The organism is Paraflavitalea devenefica, from assembly GCF_011759375.1.
In the GTDB taxonomy this organism is placed as follows: Bacteria; Bacteroidota; Bacteroidia; order Chitinophagales; family Chitinophagaceae; genus Paraflavitalea; species Paraflavitalea devenefica.
Genome location: NZ_JAARML010000001.1, coordinates 1,890,754 through 1,916,959, shown reverse-complemented (window position 1 = coordinate 1,916,959; position 26,206 = coordinate 1,890,754). Strand labels below are relative to the sequence as shown.

General features: G+C 47.7%; 18 protein-coding genes. 7 read left to right on the top strand and 11 right to left on the bottom strand.

Translation table 11 applies throughout. The annotated features are described in order from the left end of the window. Positions 1-5 precede the first annotated feature (5 nt). The 4 genes from fabF (at position 6) to HB364_RS07830 (ending at position 3,512) form a co-directional block, all read left to right on the top strand. A complete protein-coding gene (gene fabF / locus HB364_RS07845; RefSeq protein ID WP_167287304.1) occupies positions 6-1,253 on the top strand; it encodes a beta-ketoacyl-ACP synthase II in 1,248 nt (415 codons plus the stop codon). 124 nt (positions 1,254-1,377) lie between these two features. Beyond that, entirely contained in the window at positions 1,378-2,109 is a 732-nt protein-coding gene (locus HB364_RS07840; RefSeq protein WP_167287303.1) for a ribonuclease III family protein, read from the top strand. Positions 2,110-2,264: 155 nt separating this feature from the next. Then, on the top strand, positions 2,265-2,852 hold the full coding sequence (locus tag HB364_RS07835; RefSeq protein WP_167287302.1) for a protoglobin domain-containing protein: 588 nt from the start codon (positions 2,265-2,267) through the stop codon (positions 2,850-2,852). A 57-nt stretch (positions 2,853-2,909) separates the two neighbouring features. Further along, the gene (locus HB364_RS07830; protein ID WP_167287301.1) at positions 2,910-3,512 is read left to right on the top strand and encodes a MarR family winged helix-turn-helix transcriptional regulator; all 603 of its coding nucleotides are present in this window, start codon (positions 2,910-2,912) and stop codon (positions 3,510-3,512) included. Here HB364_RS07830 and HB364_RS07825 read toward each other — a convergent pair. Then, on the bottom strand, positions 3,509-4,165 hold the full coding sequence (locus HB364_RS07825; RefSeq protein WP_167287300.1) for a hypothetical protein: 657 nt from the start codon (positions 4,163-4,165) through the stop codon (positions 3,509-3,511). The genes HB364_RS07830 and HB364_RS07825 overlap by 4 nt on opposite strands. Positions 4,166-4,336: 171 nt before the next feature. Here HB364_RS07825 and HB364_RS07820 point away from each other — a divergent pair, with 171 nt between their 5' ends. Next, positions 4,337-5,854, top strand: coding sequence for a lipopolysaccharide biosynthesis protein (locus HB364_RS07820; RefSeq protein WP_167287299.1), 1,518 nt, complete (start codon positions 4,337-4,339; stop codon positions 5,852-5,854). A gap of 270 nt (positions 5,855-6,124) precedes the next feature. Here the strand turns inward: HB364_RS07820 and HB364_RS07815 are convergent, their stop codons facing one another. Beyond that, entirely contained in the window at positions 6,125-6,766 is a 642-nt protein-coding gene (locus HB364_RS07815; RefSeq protein WP_167287298.1) for an MBL fold metallo-hydrolase, read from the bottom strand. Positions 6,767-6,910: 144 nt separating this feature from the next. Between HB364_RS07815 and HB364_RS07810 the strand changes: the two genes are divergently transcribed. Continuing rightward, on the top strand, positions 6,911-10,351 hold the full coding sequence (locus tag HB364_RS07810; RefSeq protein ID WP_246228356.1) for a hypothetical protein: 3,441 nt from the start codon (positions 6,911-6,913) through the stop codon (positions 10,349-10,351). Between the two features lie 157 nt (positions 10,352-10,508). On the opposite strand, the gene HB364_RS07805 is transcribed toward HB364_RS07810, so the two are convergent. The 7 genes from HB364_RS07805 to HB364_RS07775 form a co-directional block, all read right to left on the bottom strand. Then, positions 10,509-11,195 carry a DUF1361 domain-containing protein gene (locus HB364_RS07805; protein WP_167287296.1) on the bottom strand — a complete coding sequence of 229 codons (687 nt, stop codon included), beginning with the start codon at positions 11,193-11,195 and terminating at the stop codon, positions 10,509-10,511. Beyond that, positions 11,192-11,563 carry a diacylglycerol kinase family protein gene (locus HB364_RS07800; protein WP_167287295.1) on the bottom strand — a complete coding sequence of 124 codons (372 nt, stop codon included), beginning with the start codon at positions 11,561-11,563 and terminating at the stop codon, positions 11,192-11,194. Before HB364_RS07800 ends, HB364_RS07805 begins: the two co-directional genes overlap by 4 nt. 75 nt (positions 11,564-11,638) lie before the next feature. Then, a complete protein-coding gene (locus HB364_RS07795; protein WP_167287294.1) occupies positions 11,639-13,237 on the bottom strand; it encodes a DUF4153 domain-containing protein in 1,599 nt (532 codons plus the stop codon). Positions 13,238-13,262: 25 nt separating this feature from the next. Beyond that, positions 13,263-14,663, bottom strand: a complete 1,401-nt coding sequence (locus tag HB364_RS07790; protein WP_167287293.1) for a B12-binding domain-containing radical SAM protein — start codon at positions 14,661-14,663, stop codon at positions 13,263-13,265. Further along, positions 14,660-15,085: a hypothetical protein gene (locus HB364_RS07785; RefSeq protein ID WP_167287292.1), complete on the bottom strand. Its 426-nt coding sequence runs from the start codon at positions 15,083-15,085 to the stop codon at positions 14,660-14,662. Before HB364_RS07785 ends, HB364_RS07790 begins: the two co-directional genes overlap by 4 nt. Positions 15,086-15,140: 55 nt before the next feature. After that, entirely contained in the window at positions 15,141-15,440 is a 300-nt protein-coding gene (locus tag HB364_RS07780; RefSeq protein ID WP_167287291.1) for a winged helix-turn-helix domain-containing protein, read from the bottom strand. A 91-nt stretch (positions 15,441-15,531) separates the two neighbouring features. Next, positions 15,532-16,173 (bottom strand): hypothetical protein, encoded by a 642-nt coding sequence (locus tag HB364_RS07775; protein ID WP_246228355.1) that lies wholly within the window; start codon positions 16,171-16,173, stop codon positions 15,532-15,534. A gap of 145 nt (positions 16,174-16,318) precedes the next feature. On the opposite strand from HB364_RS07775, the gene HB364_RS07770 reads away from it, so the two are divergent. After that, positions 16,319-18,832 carry a DUF5686 family protein gene (locus HB364_RS07770; RefSeq protein WP_167287289.1) on the top strand — a complete coding sequence of 838 codons (2,514 nt, stop codon included), beginning with the start codon at positions 16,319-16,321 and terminating at the stop codon, positions 18,830-18,832. A 159-nt stretch (positions 18,833-18,991) separates the two neighbouring features. Here the strand turns inward: HB364_RS07770 and HB364_RS07765 are convergent, their stop codons facing one another. Beyond that, positions 18,992-22,456: a TraB/GumN family protein gene (locus HB364_RS07765; protein WP_167287288.1), complete on the bottom strand. Its 3,465-nt coding sequence runs from the start codon at positions 22,454-22,456 to the stop codon at positions 18,992-18,994. 117 nt (positions 22,457-22,573) lie between these two features. Continuing rightward, a complete protein-coding gene (locus tag HB364_RS07760; RefSeq protein ID WP_208419870.1) occupies positions 22,574-26,092 on the bottom strand; it encodes an amidohydrolase family protein in 3,519 nt (1,172 codons plus the stop codon). Positions 26,093-26,206 lie beyond the last annotated feature (114 nt).

Sequence of the window (26,206 nt, the reverse complement as noted above, 5' to 3'; positions counted from 1 at the left end):
ATCCTATGCAATTAAAACGTGTTGTTGTAACTGGTATTGGCGCATTGACTCCCTTGGGAAATAGTTTACAAGAGTATTGGAATGGCCTTATTAACGGTGTATCCGGTGCGGATTTTATTACCTTGTTTGATGCGTCAAAATTCAAAACCCGCTTTGCCTGTGAGTTAAAGGGGTTTGATCCATTACAATACCTCGATAGAAAGGAAGCCCGGAAGCTTGACCGTTTTACGCAGATAGCCATCGCCTCCAGCGATCAGGCTGTAGCTGATGCCGGCATCAGCAAAGAAACAGTCAATCCCGACCGTGTCGGGGTTGTCTTCGCCAGTGGTATCGGTGGTCTCATCACCTTTCAGGAAGAAGTGATCAACTTCGCTAAAGGAGATGGCACCCCCCGGTACAATCCCTTCTTCATCCCCAAAATGATCCTGGATATCGCTGCCGGACATATTTCGATGCGCCATGGATTCAGGGGTCCCAACTTCGCCGTTGTAAGCGCCTGCGCTTCTTCTACCAATGCTATTATGGAAGCGTTTAACCTCATACGCCTCAATAAGGCTGATATTATCCTGGCCGGCGGTTCGGAAGCGGTAATCAGCGAAGCTGGTGTAGGTGGTTTCAACGCCATGAAAGCCATGAGCGAGCGGAATGATGATCCCAAAACAGCCAGCCGCCCTTATGATAAGGACCGGGATGGCTTCATCATGGGTGAAGCTGCCGGCGTACTGATACTGGAAGAACTGGAGCACGCCCTTGCCCGCGGCGCCAAGATCTACGCTGAAATTGCCGGCGCCGGCGCTACTGCCGATGCCCACCACGTAACGGCCCCCCACCCCGAAGGTCTGGGCGCCAAAAACGTGATGCTTTCAGCCCTGGATGATGCCGGCATGAAGCCCAGCGACATTGATTATATCAATACCCATGGCACTTCTACGCCGCTTGGCGATATTGCAGAAGTAAAGGCCATTACCGATGTTTTTGGTGAACATGCTTATAATATCAATATCAGTTCCACGAAATCCATGACTGGTCACTGCCTTGGGGCAGCCGGTGTAGTAGAAGCGATCGCTTGCGTTATGAGCGTTCAGCATGATATAGTACCTCCTACGATTAACCACTTCACAGACGACCCGGAACTGGATTCACGTCTGAATTTCACCTTTGAAAAACCCCAGAAAAGAATTGTGCGGGCGGCCTTGAGTAATACCTTTGGCTTTGGTGGTCACAATGCCTGTGTCATCGTTAAAAAGTACTAACCGGAGTACGCTGCATAATTTTTCACTAACCTTGTTCGTTGTTTGGTATCTTAGTACCAACGCGTAAGCCCTTTATCCGTATTGATTTTTTGGCTTAACTGAAAAAAATTGTAGCTTAACTATTGTGGGAATCCTGGACCGCTTTATTGGTAAGGAAAGCAATCTTGCTTTCAAGAAAAATCTTCGGAATGTGCTGGGTTTCACACCCGGCAAGACTGCTTTGTACCAGGCCGCACTCACACACCGCTCGGTAAGGGACAGCGCTGATGAAAATAATGAACGCCTCGAATACCTGGGAGATGCCATCCTGAGCGGCATTGTAGCCGATTTCCTCTTCAAAAAATATCCCTATAAGGAAGAAGGTTTCCTCACTGAGATGCGGAGCAAGATGGTGAACCGCAATAAGCTGAATGAGATCGCCATTAAGATGGGACTGAAGAAGATCACCTTCTATAATAAGTTTGACAACTCCCTTAAAATGAGCCAGATCTTTGGCAATACCCTCGAAGCGGTGGTAGGCGCCATTTACCTGGACAAGGGTTTTGTAAAGACCAAGAAATGGGTGCTGGAATGCATCATCATCCCCCACCTGTATATGGAAGACCTGGAAGCGCTGGAGATCAACCACAAGAATAAACTGTACGGCTGGGCCAATAAGAATGGCAAAAACCTGGAGTTTGAAACCCTCGACGAACGCATTGAAGGCGGCCGCCGCCTTTTCACCATCGGCGCTGTAGTTGACGGCGCCCTGCTGGCCGAAGGCAAAGCCTATAATAAGAAGGACGCCAGCCAGATCGCCGCTGCTATTGCTATTGACAAGCTGGGATTGAACAAGGTAGAAGGTGAAGAAGAATAACCGCTAATCCTTCCTTTTCAATCTATTAACTATCCCCCGCGCTGTTTTTAATGTCCATTTAATAAAATACTTTCATTTTCCTAATCCCTTGATAATGTGGTTTTCGTAAGTAGGGAGGTTAGGGATCCTTATTACACACCACTCAACCGGAAACTATGGACACCACAGCATCAGAAATCAAAGGGTATGATTATGGAAAAACGGCCGTTTCGCCCGTTAGCCTGCAGGAATTGGAACTGCTTAAAGCCACGGTACTTTTTACCGCGGCCGATGAAGAAAACCTGCGCAAGGCCGGCGATGTACTCACCGAACAGGCAGAGGCTGTAATAGATATCTGGTATGAGCTGGTAGGCAGCCATCCGCACCTGTTATTTTATTTTAGTAAGAATAATATGGCAAATCTGGAATATCTTACAGCCGTTCGGAAACGCTTCGTTCAATGGGTGAAGGATATTTGCCATCGTCCGTTTGATCAAACCTGGCTGAACTACCAGTACGAGATCGCCCTGCGGCACCATAAGATCAAAAAGAATAAGACAGACGAAATAGAAGCCGCCCCTTTTGTCCACTATCGCTATATCATCACATTCATATATCCTATTACGGCAACCATCAAACCCCTGCTGGCAAAAAAAGGACATACGCCGGAAGAGGTGGAAGCTATGCACCAGGCATGGTTCAAAGCGGTTGTACTTACAGCAACATTAATGACGTATCCTTATGTCCGTGCCGGAGAATTTTAAGGAGGGTACGGATACAAACCCGGTCCAAAGGACCCCTTTGGAGATACCTAAACAGCTATGTCATCATTTAATCCCGAACAACACCTGATCAACATTAACAGTAAGATCATTGCTTCCCTCGAAAAGATCTCGGAAGTATTCCGGGTATTGCTGCAGGCGCAGGCACAGGGGCATGGTCTCAGTTCTACCCAGTTACAATTACTGCTCTTTATAAAATACCATCCGGCCCCGCACCAGCGGAAAGCGGCCTTCATGGCGAAGGAGTTCAATGTAACCAAGGCCACCATCTCCGATTCGGTGAAAGCCCTGGAACAAAAGCAACTGATCCAGCGGATCACTGACCCGCAGGACTCGCGCAGCTTTATTCTTTCGCTCACCGGCAAAGGACAGGAACTGGCCGCGGCCACAGAGAATTTTACCATGCCGCTCGATCATGCGGTAGACAGTTTATCTGTAGACCAGAAAGAGTATTTGCTCTACTCCGTTTTCGATCTCATTTACCGGCTGAACCAAACTGGTATTATTTCCACCCAACGCATGTGTTATAACTGTCACTATTATAACGGCAACAGGAGAGACGACCATTATTGTAACCTGGTGAAGCAGCCTTTGACAATAGGTGATCTGAGGCTGGAATGCCCGGAGTTTACGAAACCCTAGCTCTTCCTCCTGCCCTTCATGGCGTCTAATACACCTTGCTGGCGGGTGAGCTCTTCTGATTGTTTTTGCTGATCGATCTTATTCTGCTCCAGTTTTTGCTGCAGGTTCTTTATCTTCTCTTCCAGTTCCTTCTGCTCATCAATTAACCCCAGTTGTTTTCTGGAAGCTTTTTTCATGACTTCTTCCTGGTCCCCGATCTGTTTTTCGAGGTGATGGGACTCAACGGAAGGGGTTAACTGGCTTAAGAATTGTTTTGCCTCGTCAATTTTATGCCGGTCTACTGAAGAACGGAGACCCACATTTTCACTGGGTCTTCCTACCAGCAGGTATACGATGGAAATATCCTTTTCCTTACGGCTTTTGCGTTCTACTTTGAAATGGAGGTCATTCAGCTCTACATCTTCATCCCTTAGTTTCATGCTGCGGAAGATCTGGAAGCCCTTGCTTTTATCGCTTTTGCCGCCTTTTTTGGAAAAATGCTCTGCAATGGCGGCTTCTACTTCTTCTACGGGGTAAGGCAGTTCAATGGTAGCGGCTACTTTGTCTCCTTTTGTGTGTTCTACTTTGCCTTCTGTGGCAATGACCTGGGCATTCGTACGGCTGCTGCCTACTATCAATGCAAGCACGAGCAGCAAGGGTAAAGTTCTCTTCATAGTTTGATTATTTGATATAATAAAGATACATTAAAGCATAAACGCTTAAACCCGGCGTTATACTAAGTATATGTCGCACATAGGTTGTAAAAATTACTGTTTTCCGGTTTAACGACCACTTTGCGATGCTAACCCTTAATTTTGAACCCGAAATCTAAAATTCTTCGATAGTTGAGCATTAAGAAATTAGCAGGTCAGACAGTCTGGTATGGCATTCCCCGCATTGTCAGCAGGTTCCTCAACTTCGGCGTCAGCCTGCTGGGTTTTCAGTTATTTGACCCCAATGGCTCCTATCCCTATACGCAGATCTATGCCGTTATACCGTTTCTGACCGTTGTCTATACATATGGACTCGAAACGAGCTTCTTTCGTTTCGCGCAAACCCACGACCGGCAAAAATTATTTAATACCCTTAACATTTCCATCTGGATCAGCACTATCCTGTTGACCGTCTTATTGCTTGCTTTTAAAGGCCCGCTGACCGACTTCATAGAAATGAAGAAGTACCCGGAGTTTGTGACCTGGATGATCTGGATCGTGTTTTTTGACACCCTATATACCATACCGCTGGCCAAACTGCGGCTGGAAGAACGCCCGCGCAAGTATGCTTTTGTGAATGTGTTCTCCGTATTGCTGAATATTGCCATTGTATTGTTCTTTTTCTATGTGGCCCGGCCGGCGCATGAGGCGGGGGAAAATTCCTTGCTGGCCTTACTATACAATCCGCGCATTGGCATTGGCTATTTTATCATCGCCAACCTGATCGCCAGCGGCGTTACCTTACTATTGCTGTATAAGGAATTTACCTCCTTCAAGTTTGAGTTTGATACCAGGCTTTGGAAAGAAGTGCTGCACTATTCCTACCCGCTGATCATCGTGGGTTTTGGTGGTATGATCAATGAGATGCTGAGCCGGGTGATTTACCGCAAGGTGCTGACGGAAAGCGCTACCCAGGCCGAGTTTGAACTGGGGGTATTTGGCGCCAATTATAAGCTGGCCGTACTGATCACGATATTTATACAGATCTTCCGTATGGCGGCAGAGCCTTTCTTTTTTAACCAATCCCGGAGCGAGGGGGCGCAGAAAATGTACGCCCGGGTCACGAAGCTGTTTACCATTGCCTGCTGTTTCATGTTCCTGGTGATATCCCTGTTCCTGGAGTCCTGGAAGGGACTGATCGCTTCCAAACACCCGGAGTACGCAAAAGGCATCCATATTGTGCCCATCCTGGCCATGGGCAGTATTTTCCTGGGTATTTATTATAACCTGTCTATCTGGTATAAGCTCACCAACAAGAATATGATGGGGGCCTATGTAACCATTGGCGGGGCTATTATTACCATTGTCCTGAACATTGCGCTGATACCCGAGTTTCACTATACCGGTGCGGCCTGGGCTACTTTCGTGTGTTATGCTTTCATGATGGTGGTGAGCTATGTGCAGGGGCAAAAGCATTATCCCATCCCCTATGCGAAGAAAAAGCTGATCACTTACCTGGTCATTGTAACCCTCCTGTATGTGATCCATGAGTTCCTGATCACCCGGAACATCCCCGCCAAAGCGGCTTACTTTCCCTATGTTTATTATGGCAGTTCCCTGCTTTTCCTGGGCCTTTTTACCTTGCTGATCGTGAAAGTGGAGAAAAGGGAGATGCAGAAGATGCCTTTTATCGGGAAGTATTTTGCGTAAACTGGTTCGTGGGGACACGAACCAAGGCGGCAGAATAGGGCAGTGAACAGGTAGCCAACCCTACCAGAAATGAACTTGCGCAAGTGTATAACCGGGTGCTATATACATGCCCGAAGGGTCGGGTAACCCGTAGATAATCCCCGGATAATCCCTACATGATCCCAGGATGGCATTCTCCTTATGTTCTCTGAAGGTTCTCTGAATATTCTCTGTAAGTTCTCTGTAGCTATTGACATATTTTATTATTACAAATATGTATAGCTCCATTTTTTACGCTTTTACGAACGGATTATCCCTCTTTTCGGCTCCAATGGTTGTTTCGGGGCCGTGGCCGCAGTACACCACCGTTTCATCGGGCAGGGTATATAACTGGTTCCGGATGCTGGCGGCCAGGGTATCAAAATCGCCGCCCGGCAGGTCGGTACGGCCAATGCTGCGGTGGAACAGAACGTCCCCGCTCACCACGAAATGTTGCTCCGGGCAGTAGAAGCTGATATGCCCCGGAGAATGGCCCGGTGTAAAAAGCACCACGAACTGGTCGTCACCCAACCGGATGACATCGTTTTCACGTAAATAGATGAGGTCGCCCTGGTAATTGTCAAAGGGCAACCCCCAGTTCTGTCCGAACGTAGGGCCATAATCCAGTATCACTTTTTCTTTTTCGTGCAGGTGTAAGGTTAATCCCCAGGTATCATGGACGAACTTATTACCAAAAACATGATCGAGGTGACAGTGTGTATTTAACAAATATTTAGGGGTAAGGTGCGTTTCCCAGATGAATTCTTTTAATTCATTGCGTTCATTACCAAAGTAACAGCCGGGATCAACGATGCAACAGACGCCCTGTTCATTATAAATTACATAGGTGTTTTCCTGGAGAGGGCTGAAGGCAAACTCTTTTACTGTTAGCATATACGGCTGCGATTGAATTTTTTTGTCCCGGTAACAGGGTTTGTTTTAACTTTAAAACATTAATGACAGGCTATGCAATTTCAACAGATTAAGCCATCCGCAAAAGTATTTTTTAGTGTTTTAGTTTCCGCATTGCTTTTGCAAATGGATGTGAGTGCTCAGGTGAATACAGTAGAGTTTGGTAAGAACCGGGTCCAGTTCCGTAAGTTCAAATGGCAATATTATCAGTCCACCAATTTCAACACCTACTTTTATGAAAATGGCCAAACGATCGCCAATTATGTGCTCCAGATTGCCGAAGAAGAGCTGCCCGGCATAGAACAGTTTGTGGAATATGGCCTCCAGCGCCGGGCCAATATTGTTATTTATAACAATTTTAATGAGCTGGAACAATCCAATATCGGCCTCAACCTCGATTGGCAAACTACCGGCGGCATCACCAAGCTGGTGAATAATAAGATGATCATTTTTTTCAATGGCGATCATGCCGACCTTCGCCGGCAGGTGCGCCAGGGTATTGCCCGCATTTTGGTGGACAATATTTTGTTTGGTGACGACCTGGGCGAGTTTGCCGCCAACCAGGCCCTGCTGGACCTTCCCAAATGGCTGGTAGACGGCTATGTGGATTATGTGGCAGAAGACTGGAATACCGAACTGGACGACCAGTTGAAATCGGCCCTGTTATCGGCTGAGTATAAGAATTTTTACCAGTTTGCTTTTGAAAAGCCCCTGCTGGCGGGCCATGCCTTCTGGTATTATATTGCCGAAAAGTATAAAAGGGAAAATGTTACTTATTTTCTCTACCTCGCCCGTGTATACCGCAACCTCAATAGCGCCTCCCAACGCATTTGTAAAAAGAAGTTTAAGGATGTGCTGCGTGATTTCATGGAGCAAACTGCTGAAAAATATTATAAGGATATTACCGGCCGGCGCAATGCCCCCAAAGGCAATATGATATTGACCGAAGAGGTAAAACACAACCGTAATTTCATCCGTTTCACCCCCAATCCTGCGCCCCGCAGCCAAACCTACGCTGTGGTGGAGTTTGTAAAAGGACAAAACCAGGTGGTGTTGTATGAGAATTTTGTAGACCGGCGGGTATTGCTGAAGAATGGCGTACGTTCTGCAGAAAATGAGATCAACCCCAATTATCCCCTGTTGTTCTGGGATGGCAAGGGCACACGCCTGGGCGTGATCTATTGGGAAGCGGGCAAAACCAAACTGTTTGTGTATGATCTGGTCAAACATTATAAACCGGTAAAACAAGACCTTACCCATTTTGAACAGATCCAGAACGCCGGCTTCATGCTGGATGCTAATAGGATCCTGATGAGTGCTGTACGCAAAGGGCAGTCAGACATTTTTATTTATAAGATTGATAATGACAGTTATGAGCAGGTGACCAATGATTCCTATGCCGACCTGGATGCCTCTTTCGTAGCTTTCCCCAATAAAACAGGGATCATTTTTGCCTCCAACCGCCCCAATGCCACCGCGCTTGGACGCGATACAGGCGTAGCCACCAACCGCTATAATATTTTCCTGACTGATATTTATAATAAGAGTGAGTTCCGGCAAATTACCCAACTCAGCAAAATGAAGTATGGTAATGCGCGCTACCCGGTACAATACAATACTTCCCACTTTACTTTCGTGAGTGATGAAACAGGTATTGCCAACCGCTTTGCCGGTTTCTTTACCACCCGGAGGGCTGGTCTTGACAGTGTTTATATTGTCGGTGACCAGGTATTGCGCAACCCCAGTGATGAGGAACTGGACTCTACCCTGAAAAGCTGGGGTAAGCCGGCGCCGGATTCTGTGTTTGCCTATTCCGTTACCAACGACTCTTCCTTTGTATTCCCCATTACCAATTACCAGAGTGGTTTGGTGGAAACCAAAGCGGCCGGCGATCAGGGGCAGGTGAGTGAGGTAAGGCAGGAAGGCAATCTGAAGATGGTGTACCGCCTGCGGGTAGACCAAAATGCATTACAGCGCCGGAATGTGAATCCCAAACCTACGGATTACCGGCGCAGGACCATTGCCGCCGATAAGCTGTCTACCGGTCGTGATATGCAAACGATCATTCCCGGAGATACGACTACCAAAAAGAAAGCAGATGCTTTTGAAACCGGGTTTGAGCCCGAAAAGCCCGATACTACCAAGGCGGCAGCCGCTATTATTGATCCATTCCAGCAGCCGGTAGTACAAAAAGAGGGCGCACTGCAAAAAGCCAGGATGTTCCCCTACCGGTTGAAATTCTCGATGGATAATTTCTCCGGCGGTTTTAATAATGATGTACTGATCACCCGTTATCAGCCTTATACCGGCGCCCTGCCTATCCAGTTACAGAGTGGCGGCGCCTTCAATGGCATGCTGAAAGCTTCCGTATTTGATCTGTTTGAAGATATCCGGTTTACAGGCGCTATCCGCCTGCCGCTCATCAGTGGCGGTGGCAGTGGTGTAAGCGTGGGTAACGGAGGCACTTCTATTTTCACGCCTGTTAACCAATCACTCTTTGATGGCGGCGGCGAGTGGTTTGCCCGGGTTGATTACCTGAAACACCGCATGGATTATTCACTGGTTTATTACCGTAAAACGGAGATCGGCGGGGTGCAATATCAATCCGGCACTGTCGATCAGGTGTATGAGGCTAAATCATACAGCAACCTCTACCAGGGTATTATCAAATACCCCCTGGATAAGGTGCGCAGCATCCGTATTTCTGCCGGTATCCGCCTGGACCGTGTAACGGTGCGTGGTACCCAGTTTGATACGATCACCCTCAAGGCGCCAGACCTCAATAAGCAAACCTGGGCTGTAACCCGTATAGAGTGGGTGCATGACAATGTTGTTTCCAAGGCCATGAATATCTGGAATGGCCTGCGTTATAAGATATATGCCGATATCAATGCGCAGATCAGCAAGCCCAATCCCGGTTTGGTAAAACCCGGCCGCATGATGTTCAATGTAGGTTTTGATGGCCGTTACTACCATTCTATTTTCCGCAATTTCATCTGGGCCGGCCGTGCAGCGGGTGATTTCTCCTGGGGCAACCAGAAAGTGATCTATTACCTGGGTGGTGTGGATGGCTGGATGTTCCCCAAATACAACCAGGAGCCGAAGCCCGATCCTTCCAATGATTATGCTTACCAGTCACTGGCAGTGAATTTGCGTGGCTTCCGGCAGAACCTTTCCAATGGCAACAATGCTGTTATCCTTAATAGTGAATTCCGGTTCCCGATCTTCAGTACACTTATTAACCGGCCTATCAATAATGCCTTCATACGCAACTTCCAGTTGGTACAGTTCTTTGACCTGGGTAGCGTATGGAATGGCGAGGTGAAGAATATTGAACGCCCGCAACAGATGTATGTTCCCCGTGACGCCAATGGAGACCCTGTTCCTGACCCAGTTATTACGGTAAGGATCAAAGCCGGCGGTATTGGTCCCTTTGCCGGTGGTTATGGATTTGGCGTTCGCAGCATGCTGCTCGGCTATTTCCTCCGCCTGGATTCCGGCTGGGAAATGAATGGCTTCTTTAAAGGCAAGCCGGTATTGCATTTTGCGATGGGTGTGGATTTCTAATTTATCTTATTCCTGATACACAAGGCGGGTCTCTTTCCAGGAGATCCGCTTTTTTATTGGATTAAAAAAGGCATCGCAGGAATGCGACGCCTTTATCCAACTTAAACCAACCGTTATTGATGGAAGGGTATAACGGGCATATTTGAAGAAACCGTCCTTACCAGATCATTCTACTCACTTTTCTTAGCGTGGTATATACCAGGATCATCAAGGCAGAAAAGCAGATGACCATGGCCCAGGCCTCCCTGTATTGCAGGGGATGCGCTACCAGTTGGGCAATATCTGTTATAAGGCCAAAAGGATTGGTGATCACGTCCCAGCTATTGAACCGCAGGTAACGCCCGATGTATACACCGAGCGCATTGAGCATCATCACGGGATAGAGGAATAACCAGGCTGTTTTACCCGGCAGGTAGAGCTGTACTATTTTTTCCATCTGCCGCACGGAAAGAATGCCCAGCAATAAGCCATTCCAGGCAAAGGAAATGATCAGCGCCAGGTCGTACCACAGCGGTACACCGTAATGCCAACCCAGGTGAAACAGATCAGTGAGGATATAAAAACTGTTGGGAATAAACAGTATCCATACGATGGAAGCAAGGCCAAATTTCAACCGGTATCCGGCCCAGGAAGGCGTACGCTGCAACCATCCCGATATGCAATAAGGAATGTAAGCCAGGAAGAGGTTCCAGATCATAAAAAGGAAATCGCGCTCACCGGTATACAGGAACCTCACCAATACCATCCCGGCACTGAATAACATGGATAAGGTCATAATGCGGTCTACCTCGCTGCGCAGAAAGACCATCCGATACTGCCATAAAGGCTTCACAATATTTTTCATGCGAAAAGTTTAGGAATGAATATGATGCAACCGGTAACCAAAGCGGTAATAGCGGCGATCAATACAGCGGCTGCCGACAGGTCTTTGATAAATTTGATGTCCGGATGCTTTTCGGCAGACACAAAGTCCATGATGTGTTCAATACAGGTATTGAACATTTCGGCTACCCATACAAAGCCGATGGCAAATACCAGGGCCAGCAATTCTGTTTTGTCAAGTCCTGTGAGGCTGGCCAGTGTGATCACACACACCGTAGCCATAAAATGCAGCCAGGCATTGTGCTCCCGTTGCAGGAAAGCAACGATACCCTGCCAGGCAAAGCGAAAGCTTCTGGCCCTTGCGCGAATAGAAAAAGATCCTGGTTTCATATCAATGGTTTTATTGGTCAGTAGTAATGCTGCAATTGTTGTTCCAGTCAATGCTATGTGACATACCCTTACAGATTAATGACTAACAGGATGGTTACGGAAATACTGCGCAGTATACGCATCGGCATAGTTCCAGGAAAGCCAGGTACGGTGAGATTGCTGCTGCAGGAAGCGATCTTTCCGTGCCCGTATTTGCTCCACAAAACAGGTGTCGCAGGTATTGTCCCGGCTCCAGGAATCAGATCCGCTGCGGGAGTCGGATAGTTCCTTCGGTATTTCAGCCTGCCGCTTTTTAAAGGCTTCGAGGTTGGCTTCCAGCAAGGGCAGGGTTTTATCGGATAAGGTGAGTAAAAACTCTGCATCCAGTGGCACCCGGTCCTTCCGTTGCAGGTTGTAGCCGGCAATGAATTCATCCCAGTGAATGGTGGAAGCTAATACCAGCAATATTACCCCAGCCCAGGCATTCACCCGGAACAGGAAATAGGAGGTTCTCCGCTGCCATATTTTAATGAATACTGTAGTGAGACCGATGAGCACCATGAGCAGGAAGAACAATACACCAATCCTTTTATAGGCCAGTCCATAGCGGGCTATGTAATAATAGTCGCGCAGCAATACGGAGATGACCAGTATGCAGTTCTGCCATATCCAGGCATAGGCGCCATATTTCAGCCATTTATTCCTGCGGTAGAAGTTAAGGTTACCCTTGAAGAAGAACAATACCACCAGCATGGCCAGTACAATAGATACGATGAGCAGTTCCGTGCCCTCATGCACCATTTTGTACAGGAATACATCGCCCATGTAATCAAAGTTGATCCAGAGGTAGCTCACATCAATGATATTGATGGCCAGTAACAATGTATTTAGTAATAACAGGCTGATGATGCCGGTGGTATTTTCATTTTTCAGGGCCATCATGCCGCGGGCCAAACGGCCCATGATGGTTTCAGTAAACTGCCAGCCGGGCATTTGGATCCGTTGCTTCCAGGATATACGGGAACGTTGCAGCTCATCCTGGCAGGCGCTTTCTTTATGGGTAAAGTAATTTACGCGGCTGCGCATGAGCAGGCTACCCGTGACATACACCCCAAAGAACAGGAACAACAACCGTTGCGGCGAGAATACATTAAAGAAGGAGAAGAAGAAGCGGCCTATATACAGCTCAAAGCGGGCTGCCATTGCCTGGAAAACACTGTTGGCAGAAAGGTAAATGATAAAAAACAAGGCCAGCAGCAATACCGGGAAGATGGCAAAACGGATGAACTTTGACAGGCCGGTGCGCTTCCGCTTTGTGCCCGGCTTCCGTTTGAACTGATCGGCAAAGGAAGCCACGCAGAAGATGATATTGAGTAATACAGAACCGCCGGCAAACCAGGCCGACCGGTGCGTATACTCTGCAAAGCCTGCTATCAGCAATAGGGTAATGGAAAAGGCGATCTTGCTCAGCAGCGTGTTGTGCAGTACGATCATAACCAGGCAGGTGAGATGGCCAATCACGAGCCACCTCACCACAGCGTTTTGCCTGGCATTGGCGTATAAGTAGAAAAGGGCTGCCAGTATAAATGCATCAAACAATACGGTGTTGATGCCCAGTTTTTCCTGCCAGAAAACGAGGCTGAATAAAATGCCTCCGGCAATGACCAATATTCCTTGTGAAATTTTTTTGTTCATACGGTTGATTTTTGTTGGAGGGAGATCAGGCAATGGCCGGGAAAGGCGTCATGGGTTGATCCTGTTTTTTGTTAACCTTTGATAAAATACTTTCCAGCAACGGCAGCATCTTGTTCAGTCCTTTTGTTTTAATGATGAAGTTCCACAGGGGTTCAAACTTTTTCCATCCGCCGGCATACGCAAAGTGTTTGATGATGTGGCGCAGGTTATCATGTTGCACGCTTGCCTTAAAGATGTTACTCCAGGAATAAAAGGAACGGTAGGCCCAGTCATAACCCTCCTTCAGTTCTTCTGCTGAAAGGCCCACCGTTTTGTACACGACCTGCCTGGTATCATAGAGGTCCCAGTTGTGGTGCAATATGCGACCGGCCTGCTGCATATCTTTGAATAAACGGGTACCGGGATAAGGGGTAAGCACATGGAAAGTGGCTGTGGTAAGGCCACTGGATACAGCCCAGTCTACTGTTTTCTTAAAAACATCTTTCCTGTCCTCATCCAGGCCGAATACAAAGCTTCCGTTGATCATGATCCCCAGGTCGTGCAGGCGCTGGATGGCCTGCCGGTAATCCTTGCCCATGTTCTGCTTTTTATTGCTTTGTGTAAGGTTGGCTTCACTCAGGGTTTCAAAGCCGACAAATACACTGCGCATGCCTGCCCGCGCAGCCTGTTCAATGAGATCGCCCCGCAGGATCGCATCTATGGTAGAAGCGCCCTGGAATACGCGATTCATGCCGCGCATGCCTTCAAACAATGCCCCGGAAAATTTCTTATTGCCCAGTAAATGATCGTCGAGGAAGTACAGGTGGCGGCCGGGCAAGCGTTCTATTTCTGCCAGTGCAGCATCTACCCGTTGTGTATAGAAGGATTTACCGCCTTCGAAAAAAGCATCTTTATAGCAAAAGTCGCAATGATGCGGGCAGCCTCTTGATACCACAATTGAATTGGGTACGAGGTACAGGTTACGTTTGATCAGGTCGCGCCGTACGGGCGGTATGGTTTCAATGCTGCGTTGTTTATTGGTATAGATCTTCTGTGCCCGTTTTTCTTTGAAGTCCTGCAGGAATTGCGGAAAGGTATCTTCGCCCGGCCCGATGAAGATACTATCGGCATGGGGCATTGCTTCATCGGGGAGGGAGCTCACGTGCAGACCACCCAGGCACACATAGCATCCTTTGGCCCGGTAATGATCGGCTATGCCGTAGGCCCGGAAAGCATTGGTGATGTATACCTGGATGATGACAAGGTCGGGCTCATCTTCTATATTGAGCGTTTCCACATGCTCATCCTGTAATGTTATGTCATCCTCCGGTGAGCAGTAGGCCGCCAGGGTGGCCAATCCCAAAGGAGGGAACAGGGAGTATTTGATGGGCCGCCAGTAAGGGCTTTTAGCCTCTGTAAGCGCCGGTAAGATCATTTTTATTTTCATGGCTGTATGGTTTCAAAAGATTCTTCGCGCTCCACTATACGTTTAAAAGACCGGTATTGGGTAGACGTAGCGCTGACACCTGAAAAGATGGCGAGCCATAAGAAATGGAGATCTCCATAGCTGCCCCTGGAAAAGAACGCCGTAAATAATATCCATGCTACTACCGACATGATTAAGGCAGTGATCAATGCTGCCCGGAAAAGTACCATGTGCTTAGTTTCCGAGGTTACATAATAATCAATCATTGCATACATAACTACCAGTGCAGGAATTGAAACGGGTACGCCGAAGAGCAGGCCATAAAAAAAGATTAGTGGGGCCATATCTGTCATTCCATCAAAGGCGGTCAACATGATGGTTCCCCCTAATGTGTTGATAGCAACAGCTATGATCCAGATTTTGAAGGCTAAAGCGAATTTCATATTGTATAGGTTTAAAAAGTGCTTTGCATTTCAAAGTGCAAGGGCAAAAAAAATATTACCGTACTCCCTTGATCATATTCTCCAATGCTTCAATATGTTCCTTAAAAGCTTTTTCACCGGCCTTTGTAATTGAATAGGTTGTATTGGTTTTACGGCCTATGAACCCTTTGTGTACCTTGATAAAACCGTTCTCTTCCAGGTTTACAATGTGCGATGCCAGGTTGCCGTCGGTCACTTCCATCATTTGCTTAAGGTCATTAAAGCTCACCTCCTCATTCACCATGAGGATGCTCATGACCCCCAGGCGTATGCGGCTGTCAAATATTTTATTCAGATTTTCAATCGGGTTCTTCATACATCACAAATAATTTTAAGCTATGAACGGCGAGCTACGAGCTGTGAGCCGTTTGCTTCGATAGGGGTACTCACCACTGACCACTCACTACTCACCTTTCATATTTCCACCACATTACAGCGCCATAGACGATGTGCAATATGCCAAAACCGGCGGCCCAAAAATACAATCCCTCATTAATTATCCAGAGATTAAGTATACCCAATATGATTTGCCCATAACCCAGGTACCGCACTTCACCCAGCGTATACTTGGAAGCATTGACCAGCGCCAGGCCATAGAATATAAGGCAGCCGGGCGCCACCATTTCATAGTAACCCAACTCCAGTGCCCGCAGGATGACGATACCACCCACCGCCATCGGCAATATGGTATTCCAGGCCAACCGTTGCACGGTACGGTCCCACATAGGCACCCCATTACGCCTGGTACGTATATACGTAAAGAAAAAAGCTGATATAAGGGCCGCCGCAAAGGTAATGGCGGCAATGATCATAAGGTCTATGAACAAGTTGTACGAAGCAGATTCTTCTGCATATATTCCCTGGTGTGTACGCCCGGAATGGTATACCAGGAAACCCTTAAGTCGCAGGTAAGCTGCCCAGGCTCCCATTAAGGCGCAAATCCCTGCCGAGATACCACTCCATCCACTCAGGGAAATAAAACGGGACGAACGCTCCATCATGCGTTTAATGTCCTGCAAGGTTTCTAATGGTTGGTGTTGGCTATCCATATAAAGCGCTTTGTAATACAAAGTAGGGGTAATTTTTTCATATTTGCAAACTTTTGACGTTATATACCTGATATTTTGGTGTTTTTAACAATACCGAATAGGGGTCTTAATCGTATTTTTGGTCATATTAGTTCAAATCGCGCCCGTGAAGCAAATTTTATTTAGTATAGCCAGGCTTTGTTTCTTTTTATTGCTACTTCAAACTGCACAAGGACAAACCAAAATCCTGCGGGGTATTATTAAGGATGCCCACAGTGATGAACGTATTCCTTTTGCCTCTATGCAATTCCAGGTGGCCGGAACCGGAAAACTCAGCGACTCCGCCGGTGCATTTACCTTCCGTTTTGACCAATGGCCTACCGATACCATCAAGATTACATATGTAGGCTACCAGGACTTTTTCCTGGCCATTGACTCCAACCTGGCCAAAAAGGCCCAAAACAATGTCATAGATATTACCATCCTGCTGGAAAGGGGGAAATTCACTTCCGAAGTAGTGGTGCGGCAAAAGATTGACCGTGGCCTGCTGATGTGGAAGCGCATTGTACGCCATAAGGCCCGCAATGACCGCTACCGGTTTAGTAATTTCTCCTATGAGCTGTACAATAAACTGGAAGTAGATATCAAGAATATCAAGAAGGAGAAATGGCAAAACCTGCCTTTTATCAAGCGGTTCAATTTCGTACTGAACAATATTGATACGACCGAAGAAGGCAAGACTTTCCTGCCAGTGTACCTTACGGAGGCCATCTCAGATTATTATTACCAGAAATCACCCCGTAAACGGCGGGAGGTATTCAAGGGTATAAAAACGATGGGTATAAACAATGAGAGTGTTTCCCGTTTCCTGGGCGGCATGGACCAGAATATTAATTTTTACAGCAATTTCATCCCGGTATTCGATAAGCTGTTTGTAAGTCCCATCAGTGATAACGGTGATAATTATTACCGTTACCGGGTGCTGGATACCCAGTATGTAAATGGCCGCCGCCTGATACATATGTCATTTACCCCTAAACGCCAAGGCGAAAATACTTTTGAAGGCGATTGCTGGGCCCATGATACCACCTGGGCGATCCAGAAGATGAACCTCCGGCTTTCCAAGGATGCCAATATCAATTTTGTAGACAAACTGAGCCTGATACAGGAGTTTACCCTGATCAATGATACCACCTGGTTCCTCACGCGTGATAAGTTCGTGGTGGATATGTCGCTGACCGGCGAAAAAACCCTTTCGGCCATTGGCAGGAAAAGCACGACCTATAAAAACATCGTGGTCAATGACCAGTCGGTCATTGATGAGCTCGGCAAGAATAAGCTGATTGAAGAGACGATATTACCGCCAACCGCCCAGCAGGCGCCCGATTCCTTCTGGGTAGAGTCGCGCCATGAAGAGCTCAATAAAAGTGAAAAGGCCATCTACCAAACGATTGACACCCTGCTGAAGATGCCGGCTTTCAAAAGAGTTACGCGCACGCTCAATTTCTTAGCCACCGGGTATTTGAATATTGGCAATTATGAGATCGGTCCCTGGTTCAACTGGGCCACGGCCAACGTACAGGAAGGGTTCAGGACCCGTTTTGACCTGGCTACCAACCGCCATTTCAGCAAGAAATTCCTGTTTCACGGATATCTTGCCTACGGTTTCAAGGATCAGGAGTTCAAGTACCAGATGGATGCCATGTACCTGATCAATAAGAATCCGCGTACCTATATCTCCATCCTGCACCGGCACGACTTTGACCGCGGCCAGCAATATTATGATGAGATCAGCCAGGATAACATTTTTGCCCTTGCCATCCGCAAGAATGGCGTGCCCATCAAGTTCCTGATGATGGATGAAACCAAGGTTGATCTTTTCGGCTCCACCAAGTCAGGCTTCTCCGTTACCCTCAGCGGTTCGCATAAGAATTTTGACCCGGTGCGTAATATACCTTACAAGAAGTTTTTTGTAGATGATAAGGGGGATTCATCCATCCGCACAACGGAAGCCTCTATCCGCATCCGCTATGCTTACCTGGAGAAGTTCCTGGAAAGCACTTTTAACCGTTATAGCCTGGGCAGTGATTATCCTATTGCTGAAATACGCTATACAAGAGGTTTAAGCGGTGTATTGGATGGTAAATATGATTACCATAAGCTGAGTGCCAGCATTTCGGATTATTCCAAGATACCGCCCTTCGGCACCCTTTATTATAATGTGTTTGCGGGCCGTACCTGGGGCACTATTCCTTATATGATGCTGGATGTAGCGCCCGGTAATGAGATCTATTATTATAATAAGTATGCCTTCAACCTGATGAACCGCTATGAGTACCTGCATGACCGGTACGCGGGGATCAACATAGAGCATAATTTCGGCAATGGCCTGTTCCGCTTTATCCCGCTGACGAGGAAGTTAAAGTTCCGCCAGTTCTGGACCGCTAAAGCCCTGGTAGGCAGCCTCAGCGAAGAAAATGCCGCGTATAATATGCCCGCAGGGTCAGATTATAAGTTTGAATCACTCAACGGGAAAACCTATGTGGAAGTAGGCACAGGCGTAGACAATATTTTCAAGCTGTTCCGGGTTGATTTTGTGTGGCGCCTGGCGCCAAGGCCCCTGCCTGTTGAAAAGGTGAAACGTTTTGGGGTATTCTTTAGTTTCAGGTTGGCATTCTAAAGGTGCATACAATATTAAAAAAAGGCCTTCCGTGGGGGAGGCCTTTTTCGTTGGGGGAATGTTCACTGCTTAGCAAGGGCCTTCGACAGGCTCCTTTAGACCAGGGTTAGCCGCCCTTAGGGGCGACCCACCCTTCGACAAGCTGACACTGCAAGCTTATTATTGCTCTTCATATTGCTCCTGTTCTTTCAGGTAAGCTTTCAAATAAGTATCTATTTTGGCGGGGTTGTATTCCTGCTCCCAATAGATACCGGTTGCTTTTGTTTCTGTGACCGGTTTGGCAGGTTTTAATCCATAAGGACCGGCTATGCCGAGATGAATGATCTTTTCATCATCATACGACATATCAACCTTGTAGAGAAAGAATTTCTTACGAACGCCTTTATAGAGGGCCACCCGTTCGCCAATAAAGGTTATTTTCTTCACTTCATTATCCTCCGAGGCATAATCATGCAGTTCGCTTTGCCCAAAAGCCTGCTCTGTGAGGTACTGCCTGGGAAACAATGCTTCTTTTTTAATTTTGACCAGGTCTTCATACAGGCCAATACGTTGTTCGTTATCGGCCGCCAGCTTCAGCAGTTCCGCTGCCGCTACCGGCTGGCCATGTTCCAATAAGGCGATAACGGCAACCTGCTTCAGGGAAAGATTGGCTTGCAGCAGGAATTTACGTACCCACTGGTTCGCCACCGGCTCCTTCAATCTGGCCAATACCCTGATGAGCGCAAAGTTGGTATACAAACTGTAGTTCTCCACCTGTTGTATCATTTTTAAAGCATGGGCAGTCATTTGATACAATTCACCTTTATAGTTGGCTATAAGTTTTACATCTACGTAGTTACTGTCCAGCATTCGCGCTGCAAGGGTAATTATTTCCGGAGCAGCCAGGGAATCCTTCAGCAAAGGCAGCAATTCAGGGAAAATGGGCTTCAGCAATTCGAGCGTATCCTCTAAGGAACTAAACAGCTCCCAGGCGTTTCCTTCCCGCGGGATATGACGTAATAACAGGTCTTTTGCCAGTGAAACCGAAGCAGCCGTTCTATACCTCCCCAATAAACCCAGCAGGTTGTAACGCAGTTTTTCCTTACCTGCCGGCAGCTTATCCCATACTTCTTGCACAACTGTAAGCGTACTTTCATCCCGCAGGATGGTTATATAGTCGAAAAGCGTTCCGTTGACAGCATTGTATTCTGCCGAGTCCCGGTACCATTCCAGCATCGCTTTGTGCAGCAAGGGCAGATCGGCTTTGGTAAAATTTACCAGTTTCAATGTTGCCTTAGCCTCTTGAAATACTACCGAATCCGGCGATTGCAAGGCTTGCAGCAAGGCGGCAGCTTTATTGGTAAAGATGGTAGGAGGTGTGGTATGATTCACCCGGAAGCCGGTAAACAGCCGGCGGCTGTTATCAAGCGCCAACACCGCCGGCGGTACAATACCATAGATCGTGAATAACGTATCACCTACGATCAATAGCCGCGCTTTTTTTACATTGTGGTTATCGGCCAGCCTGATCACCACTTCCACCCCACGATGATGGCCATTGGCTACCGGAGTATAGCTCAGCAGGCTGTCACTATACCCCACATAATCATCAACGGTGCGCCGCAATAGTGTCGTATCGCTTTCCGCCCAAAAATTACGGGGGTAAGGAGATTTACTAACATAATAGGTACAGGGTGCTGTGGAATCATAGATCTCGAAGTATATCTCTTTGCTGTTGTCGTTTTCCTCCTCCTCATCAACCGGACCTACATAGCGGGTAACAGCACTGGCCGCCCAAGTGGTAAAGCTGTTATCAGGCGCTTCCTGCTGCGACCATTTCCCTTCTTTTGCCGGCAGGAAGGAGAAGGAAGAGAAATAATTGTTGATATGCTGGCGGGCTTTCAGGCTGTCACCGGCGGTTGCAATGATAAAATAAAGGCGGTTGCCGCGGTGCAGGCTCAATACTTTATTGTAGTAAGTATTTTCATCGCGCGTCATCGTAAAGTCGAGCCACATAGCCGGGTACTGTTGCAGGGTGTCCATCCGCCTGCTCAGCAAATGGGTGGCTTCATTACTATCCAGCGCATTCAGGTAAAGTCGGAACACAGTTGTATCGCCGGTGAGGTAGAAACCTTTTTTCATATCCTGCACCAGGCACTGGAAGAAAATGTCGTTTTTTGTATCGATTGAGCTGTAGAGGGTTGAGATCATGGTGCGCTCATCGCCCGGTCCTTTTCTTACAGCAGGTCTTCCCGGGAACTTCAACGAAAACGCGTGGCGGTCGCCGGTAAAGGTAGACCAGGGTATATAGTCTGACTTCACTTTTTTATGCATGACCAGCGATTTAAAAAAGCGTTCTGCATCTGCCGACCTTACCAATGTATCGAGGGGGGAAGTTATGAGGGCTACATACGCCATTGGTGGACGGTAAAAGCACTGCAGGCGGAAAACAGCCTCATCACTCTTTGCAATGATCTCCTTTCCCCGCACACTGTCTCTTTTTATATCATGGCTTTCCACCACACGGGCCTTCTTGTTCATGTTCTTCACCACCTGGGTCATCATGCTGTCAATATCAAGGTTGTCCTTTTTGTCAACACTCATTGCCAGGTAAACGATATTGGAGGTGATGTCAGCATATATTTTCATATCCATGCTCTCATCTACCAGCCCTGTTTCCTGTGGCTCGCCAGGCAACTGAACGGTGAAGGCGCCTGAACTGGCTGTCACCGTTACCCAAGGCACTTCTTTTACAGGAAAGTGCCAGGTATCAGCAGGAATGCGTTTGGACGAGCTGACCGGCTGCACCGTATAGCCTTTCCTGCGCAAGTAGCTGATGACACCGGAATCGCCGGGCAGGTGACCTGCTCCTACTGCAAAAAACATACTGCGTATATGCGCCAGGCTGTCCATACGGAATGCCATTTTCCGGTTACGGCGCAGCATGCTATTATTGGCTGCCCCATTGCCTGTAGCTTCTTCGATCATTTCAATCCCCTCCAGGTCTTCCTCTTTATAGATATTGATCATCTGATCGAGCATCTGCTTACTTGAGCGGTGATCATTCAAAAAATCGTTAACGTAAAAAGAGAAGGAGAGATTACCGCCAATGTCCCTTTGGTCTTCTGTATCCTCAATACCACCCACCCATTTACCCTGACGACGCGCCGCGCTATAGAACCACGCATCCATGATCACAGGCATGGCATCTTTATTATTGGGGTTGTTTATTTTTTTGGTAAAGTAGGCCTTGAACTCTTTCACCGTCACTTCTTCCGGTTTTTTGTCAAACTGTTCCTTCAGCTTCTTTTTCAGACGGTCAAAAGTTTTAGCGTCCACCACCTGTTTTAACGTTTTTCCATCCCTGGTATCGTTTAAATAGAACGTCGCCATAGAATCGGGCACCAGTTCCATGGCATAGCCTTCGCAGGCTTCGAGTGCGGCATAGAGCGAATCGCCAAAATTAAAGACCCGCTTATCCACGAGGTGAATGGTGCCGTATAACCAGGAGGGCTTGGACAATCCGTTCCCTGAGATGCGCCATAACAGGCTGTTCTTGTCTTTGTTTTGCTGTGCGGAAAGGGCTAAAGGGTACAGGGCTGTGAGCAACAGGGCCAACTGCGCATATAGTAAAAATCGCTTCATATAGGGGAAATAACTTACAACGAAGAAACGAATTGATTAGTACAAGATAAAAAGAAAAAAGGACCCCGCTTACACAGGGTCCTTTACAGGATAAACTCATTGGCTGCGAGGTTCGTCTTACTCTTTAATTCCTGTCGTATTCGCCGGTTTTTCAAATGTCCATTCACTACGTTCCAGCTTACGCGTGGTGGGGTACACTTCGTCGAGTGTGTTGCCGTTATACAAGCGGCCGTTCTTCATTACCATATTGATGGTGTTGGTATTACGGATGTTTTCCAGGGGGTTCTTGTCCATAATGATCAGGTCGGCCAGTTTACCGGCCTGAATACTGCCAATATCGCCATCCAGTCCCAATGCCTGGGCACCCAGGATGGTAGCCGTTTTCAAGGCATCGTGCGTAGTCATGCCACCGCTTTGCATAGACCATAACTCCCAATGGTATCCCAGACCCTGTAACTGACCGTGGCTGCCTATACCGGCCAGCGCACCACTCTCTACCATGGACTTCATTGATTTTGCATGCTTCACAAACATGTGCTCTTCGGGCATGAACCAACCGCCGCGGCGGCGTGTTTTAGGCGCCAGTTCATCATAGGGCGTAAAGAACTGCAGTTTGGGATCATTGTAAGGCATCTCTGTTTCATAGAAATAGTTCTCTGCCCAGGGGCCACCATAAGCTACCAGCAGGGTGGGCGTCACTGCCATTTTCGATTCAGCGATGGCCTTGTATACATCTTTATATAAGGGGAATACCGGGATCGTATGCTCGTGGCCGGGGTAGCCATCGAGCAAGTTCGTCATATTCAGCTTATAGTTCAGGCCGCCTTCCGTGGTAGGCATGAGGCCCTGGTCTTTGGCTGCTTTGATGATCCATTGACGTACCTGGCGCGGCCCGGTGAGGTACATTTTAATGTACTTCGTATGGTAATATTTGCTGTATTGCTGCAAGATGGTGCTGGCCTGTGCTGAATCACGGATGTTGTACATCCAGAAACCAACGCCGGGCCCGGTGGAATATACACGCGGACCTGCCATTTTACCCGCATCTACCATATCGCTATAAGTAAGTACATCGGTGGTAGCGGTTTGCGGATCGCGGGTGGCCGTAACGCCATAGGCCAGGTTGGCGGCATAGATCCAGCACTGGTTTTTCTGAATGCCCCACTGCGGCCACATGTGCGCATGGGTATCTATAAAGCCCGGCACAATGGTCTTCCCGGCCACATCCCTCACTTTTGTATTGGCCGGAACCTGTAAGGTGCCGCTTTTGCCCACCGCTTTGATACGGTTGTTTACGATGAGGATATCGCCATTCTCTATGACTTCATTGCCATTCATGGTAATGATGCGGGCGCCTTTCAACAATACAGACGATTTGGGGAAGTCTTTTTCAAAGTATACTTTGATCGCTACTTCCTGTGGCTTGTATTTAAATTCGTCTTTCTTCTCTACCACTTTCTTTGCCAGCGTGTCTACCAGTTTTTTGGTAGTGTCGGTTTGTATCTTAATCACCGCAGTGATCGCTTTGGCCAGGGAATCAGCTTTTCTTTTAGCTTCTGCTTTTTTTGCCTGCTTTACACTGTCTTCCTGGAATAATGCTTTATCCACATCATATACAAAGTGGGCATTGCCCAGTGACCAGTGTACTTTTTTCCCGTCTGCCTCCCAGGAAGCAAACTCGCCGCCCAGCTCTGTTAACTTCCGGGCAGGAAAGGCCGAGGCGGAAGCTTCTGCCACCGATATAGAAGCTGTTTTGCCGGTGCGGGGGATGGTAATGACATAGATATCATTGTTCACCTGTGCCAGCGCACGGTCGCCATTGGGTGATATATTGATCTGGGCCGCATTGGAGGGCGTTTGCACTTCCATGGCCTGTGCAACTTTTTCCGTGAGCAGGCAAAACTCTGTAGCATTCAGTTCATGCTGGTGGGCTTCATCTTTCAGGTTGCTGATACCATAGGTGGTAACGCCCGAAACACGGGCATGCACTTTCTCATCTGTTCCATCCCAGCGGATAGAGATAAGGCTGCCACCCTGGTTGAGGTAGATGCGGTCTTCATTTTTTACAAAATGGGGATTGCTGCGGAAGTTGGCTTTTTCTATCACGGTAATATCACCGCCATTAACCCCTATCCAGCACAATTCATTTTCACCACCATTGGCTACGGGGCCTATAGACTCCCTGTACCGTTGCATTTTACCACGTATGAAAACAATGCGGTCATTTTTTAAACTGAATACAGCCGAAGAATAGAAGCCTGGTTCTTTGGTCAGTTTCTGTACGGCGGTTTTGCCATTCACATTTACTTTGAACAGGTTGCCGCCTTCGGGTGTCCAGGTGGTGAAAATAATCGTATTACCATCCGGCGACCAGGCAGGTTCTGCTTCTGTGAACTCATGGTTGGTTAACCGTTTGGGCGTACCATTGGGCCAATCCATTACATACAAACGGTTCAATACGGTAAAGGCCAGTTTCTTTCCATCAGGAGAAGGAACAGCATCCCGTATCTGGGTAGCCAATGCATGGGAAGTATCAGATACCGGGTACTTGAAATCAAGCCTTGGGCCCAGCTCCAGTTCCATATCAGCCGTAAAAGGTATTTCAGTGGGCTTGCCGCCATCTACCGGGATGCGGTAGATCTTGCCGCCATAGGAAGCCACCAGGGCTTTACTGTCTGGTGTAAAAGCCATCCCCGGCATTACACCCATGGTGGCCATGGATTCCTGCTCATCACGCTGTACCGGGTAAGCCAGCCACCTTTCATCGCCGGTGGCCAGGTTGCGGATCACGAGGCCGGTCTTGTCCTCAAACCTCGACCCGTATACGATCCATTTACCGTCTTTGGACAATACCGGCGTAAAGGCCGATCCATAACGGGAAGTGATGGTTGAAGTACGTGCATCCTCCCGGTCATATACGCTGATCTGGTATTGGGGCATCGGGGCATTATAGGTCCAGGCGCCATTGCGGGAAGAGAAATAAATATACCGGCCGTCGGCGCTTACTGCAGGATCAATGGTTTTAAAACCGGTAGCTTCTATCAGTTGCACGCCACTGCCTGCATCTTTATGCATCATCCAGAGTTTAATGTCCAGCCGGCCACGTGCAGCAATTACATAATTGCCGTCGGGAGTCCAGGCGGCGCCGGGGAAGTTCTGGTCGCGGTCTTTGGTCAGTTGCACCGTATCTTCTTTCTCAAAGTCTATATACCATATATTCTCACCACCACTTCTGTCGGAGGTAAAAAGGAGTTTTTTACCATCCGGACTATAGCGGGGATGTGTGTCAAATGCCAGTCCTTTGGTCAGCGGTTTTGCTTTGCCACCGGTAATGGGGACCGTATAAATATCGCCCATCAGGTCGAACGCAATCGATTGACCATCGGGACTTACATCTACCGACATCCATGTTCCCTCATTGGTAGTGAATGCAATTTTGCGTTCCGGTTTTAGTGGAAGGCTTTTGTATTCCGTGTACTTCACAGTATCCTTACGGGTTGTATCCGCAGGCATTTCATTCGTTCCTGATACAGGACCGGGGTGGTTTTCCGCAGCAGCCCACACAGTGCCGATCAGCAATACAGCCGGCACAACCAGTAAGCCACGGTTGCGGTTTTTTAAAAAGGAAAAGCTCATAAAAGGTGTGTTTTTAGACTTTACATGCAGAAAATTACAACACTACCTGTAATCTGTTTCTTAATTATTATGAATGGTTAATACATGAGCGATATTTTTATAATTGCGTTTGTA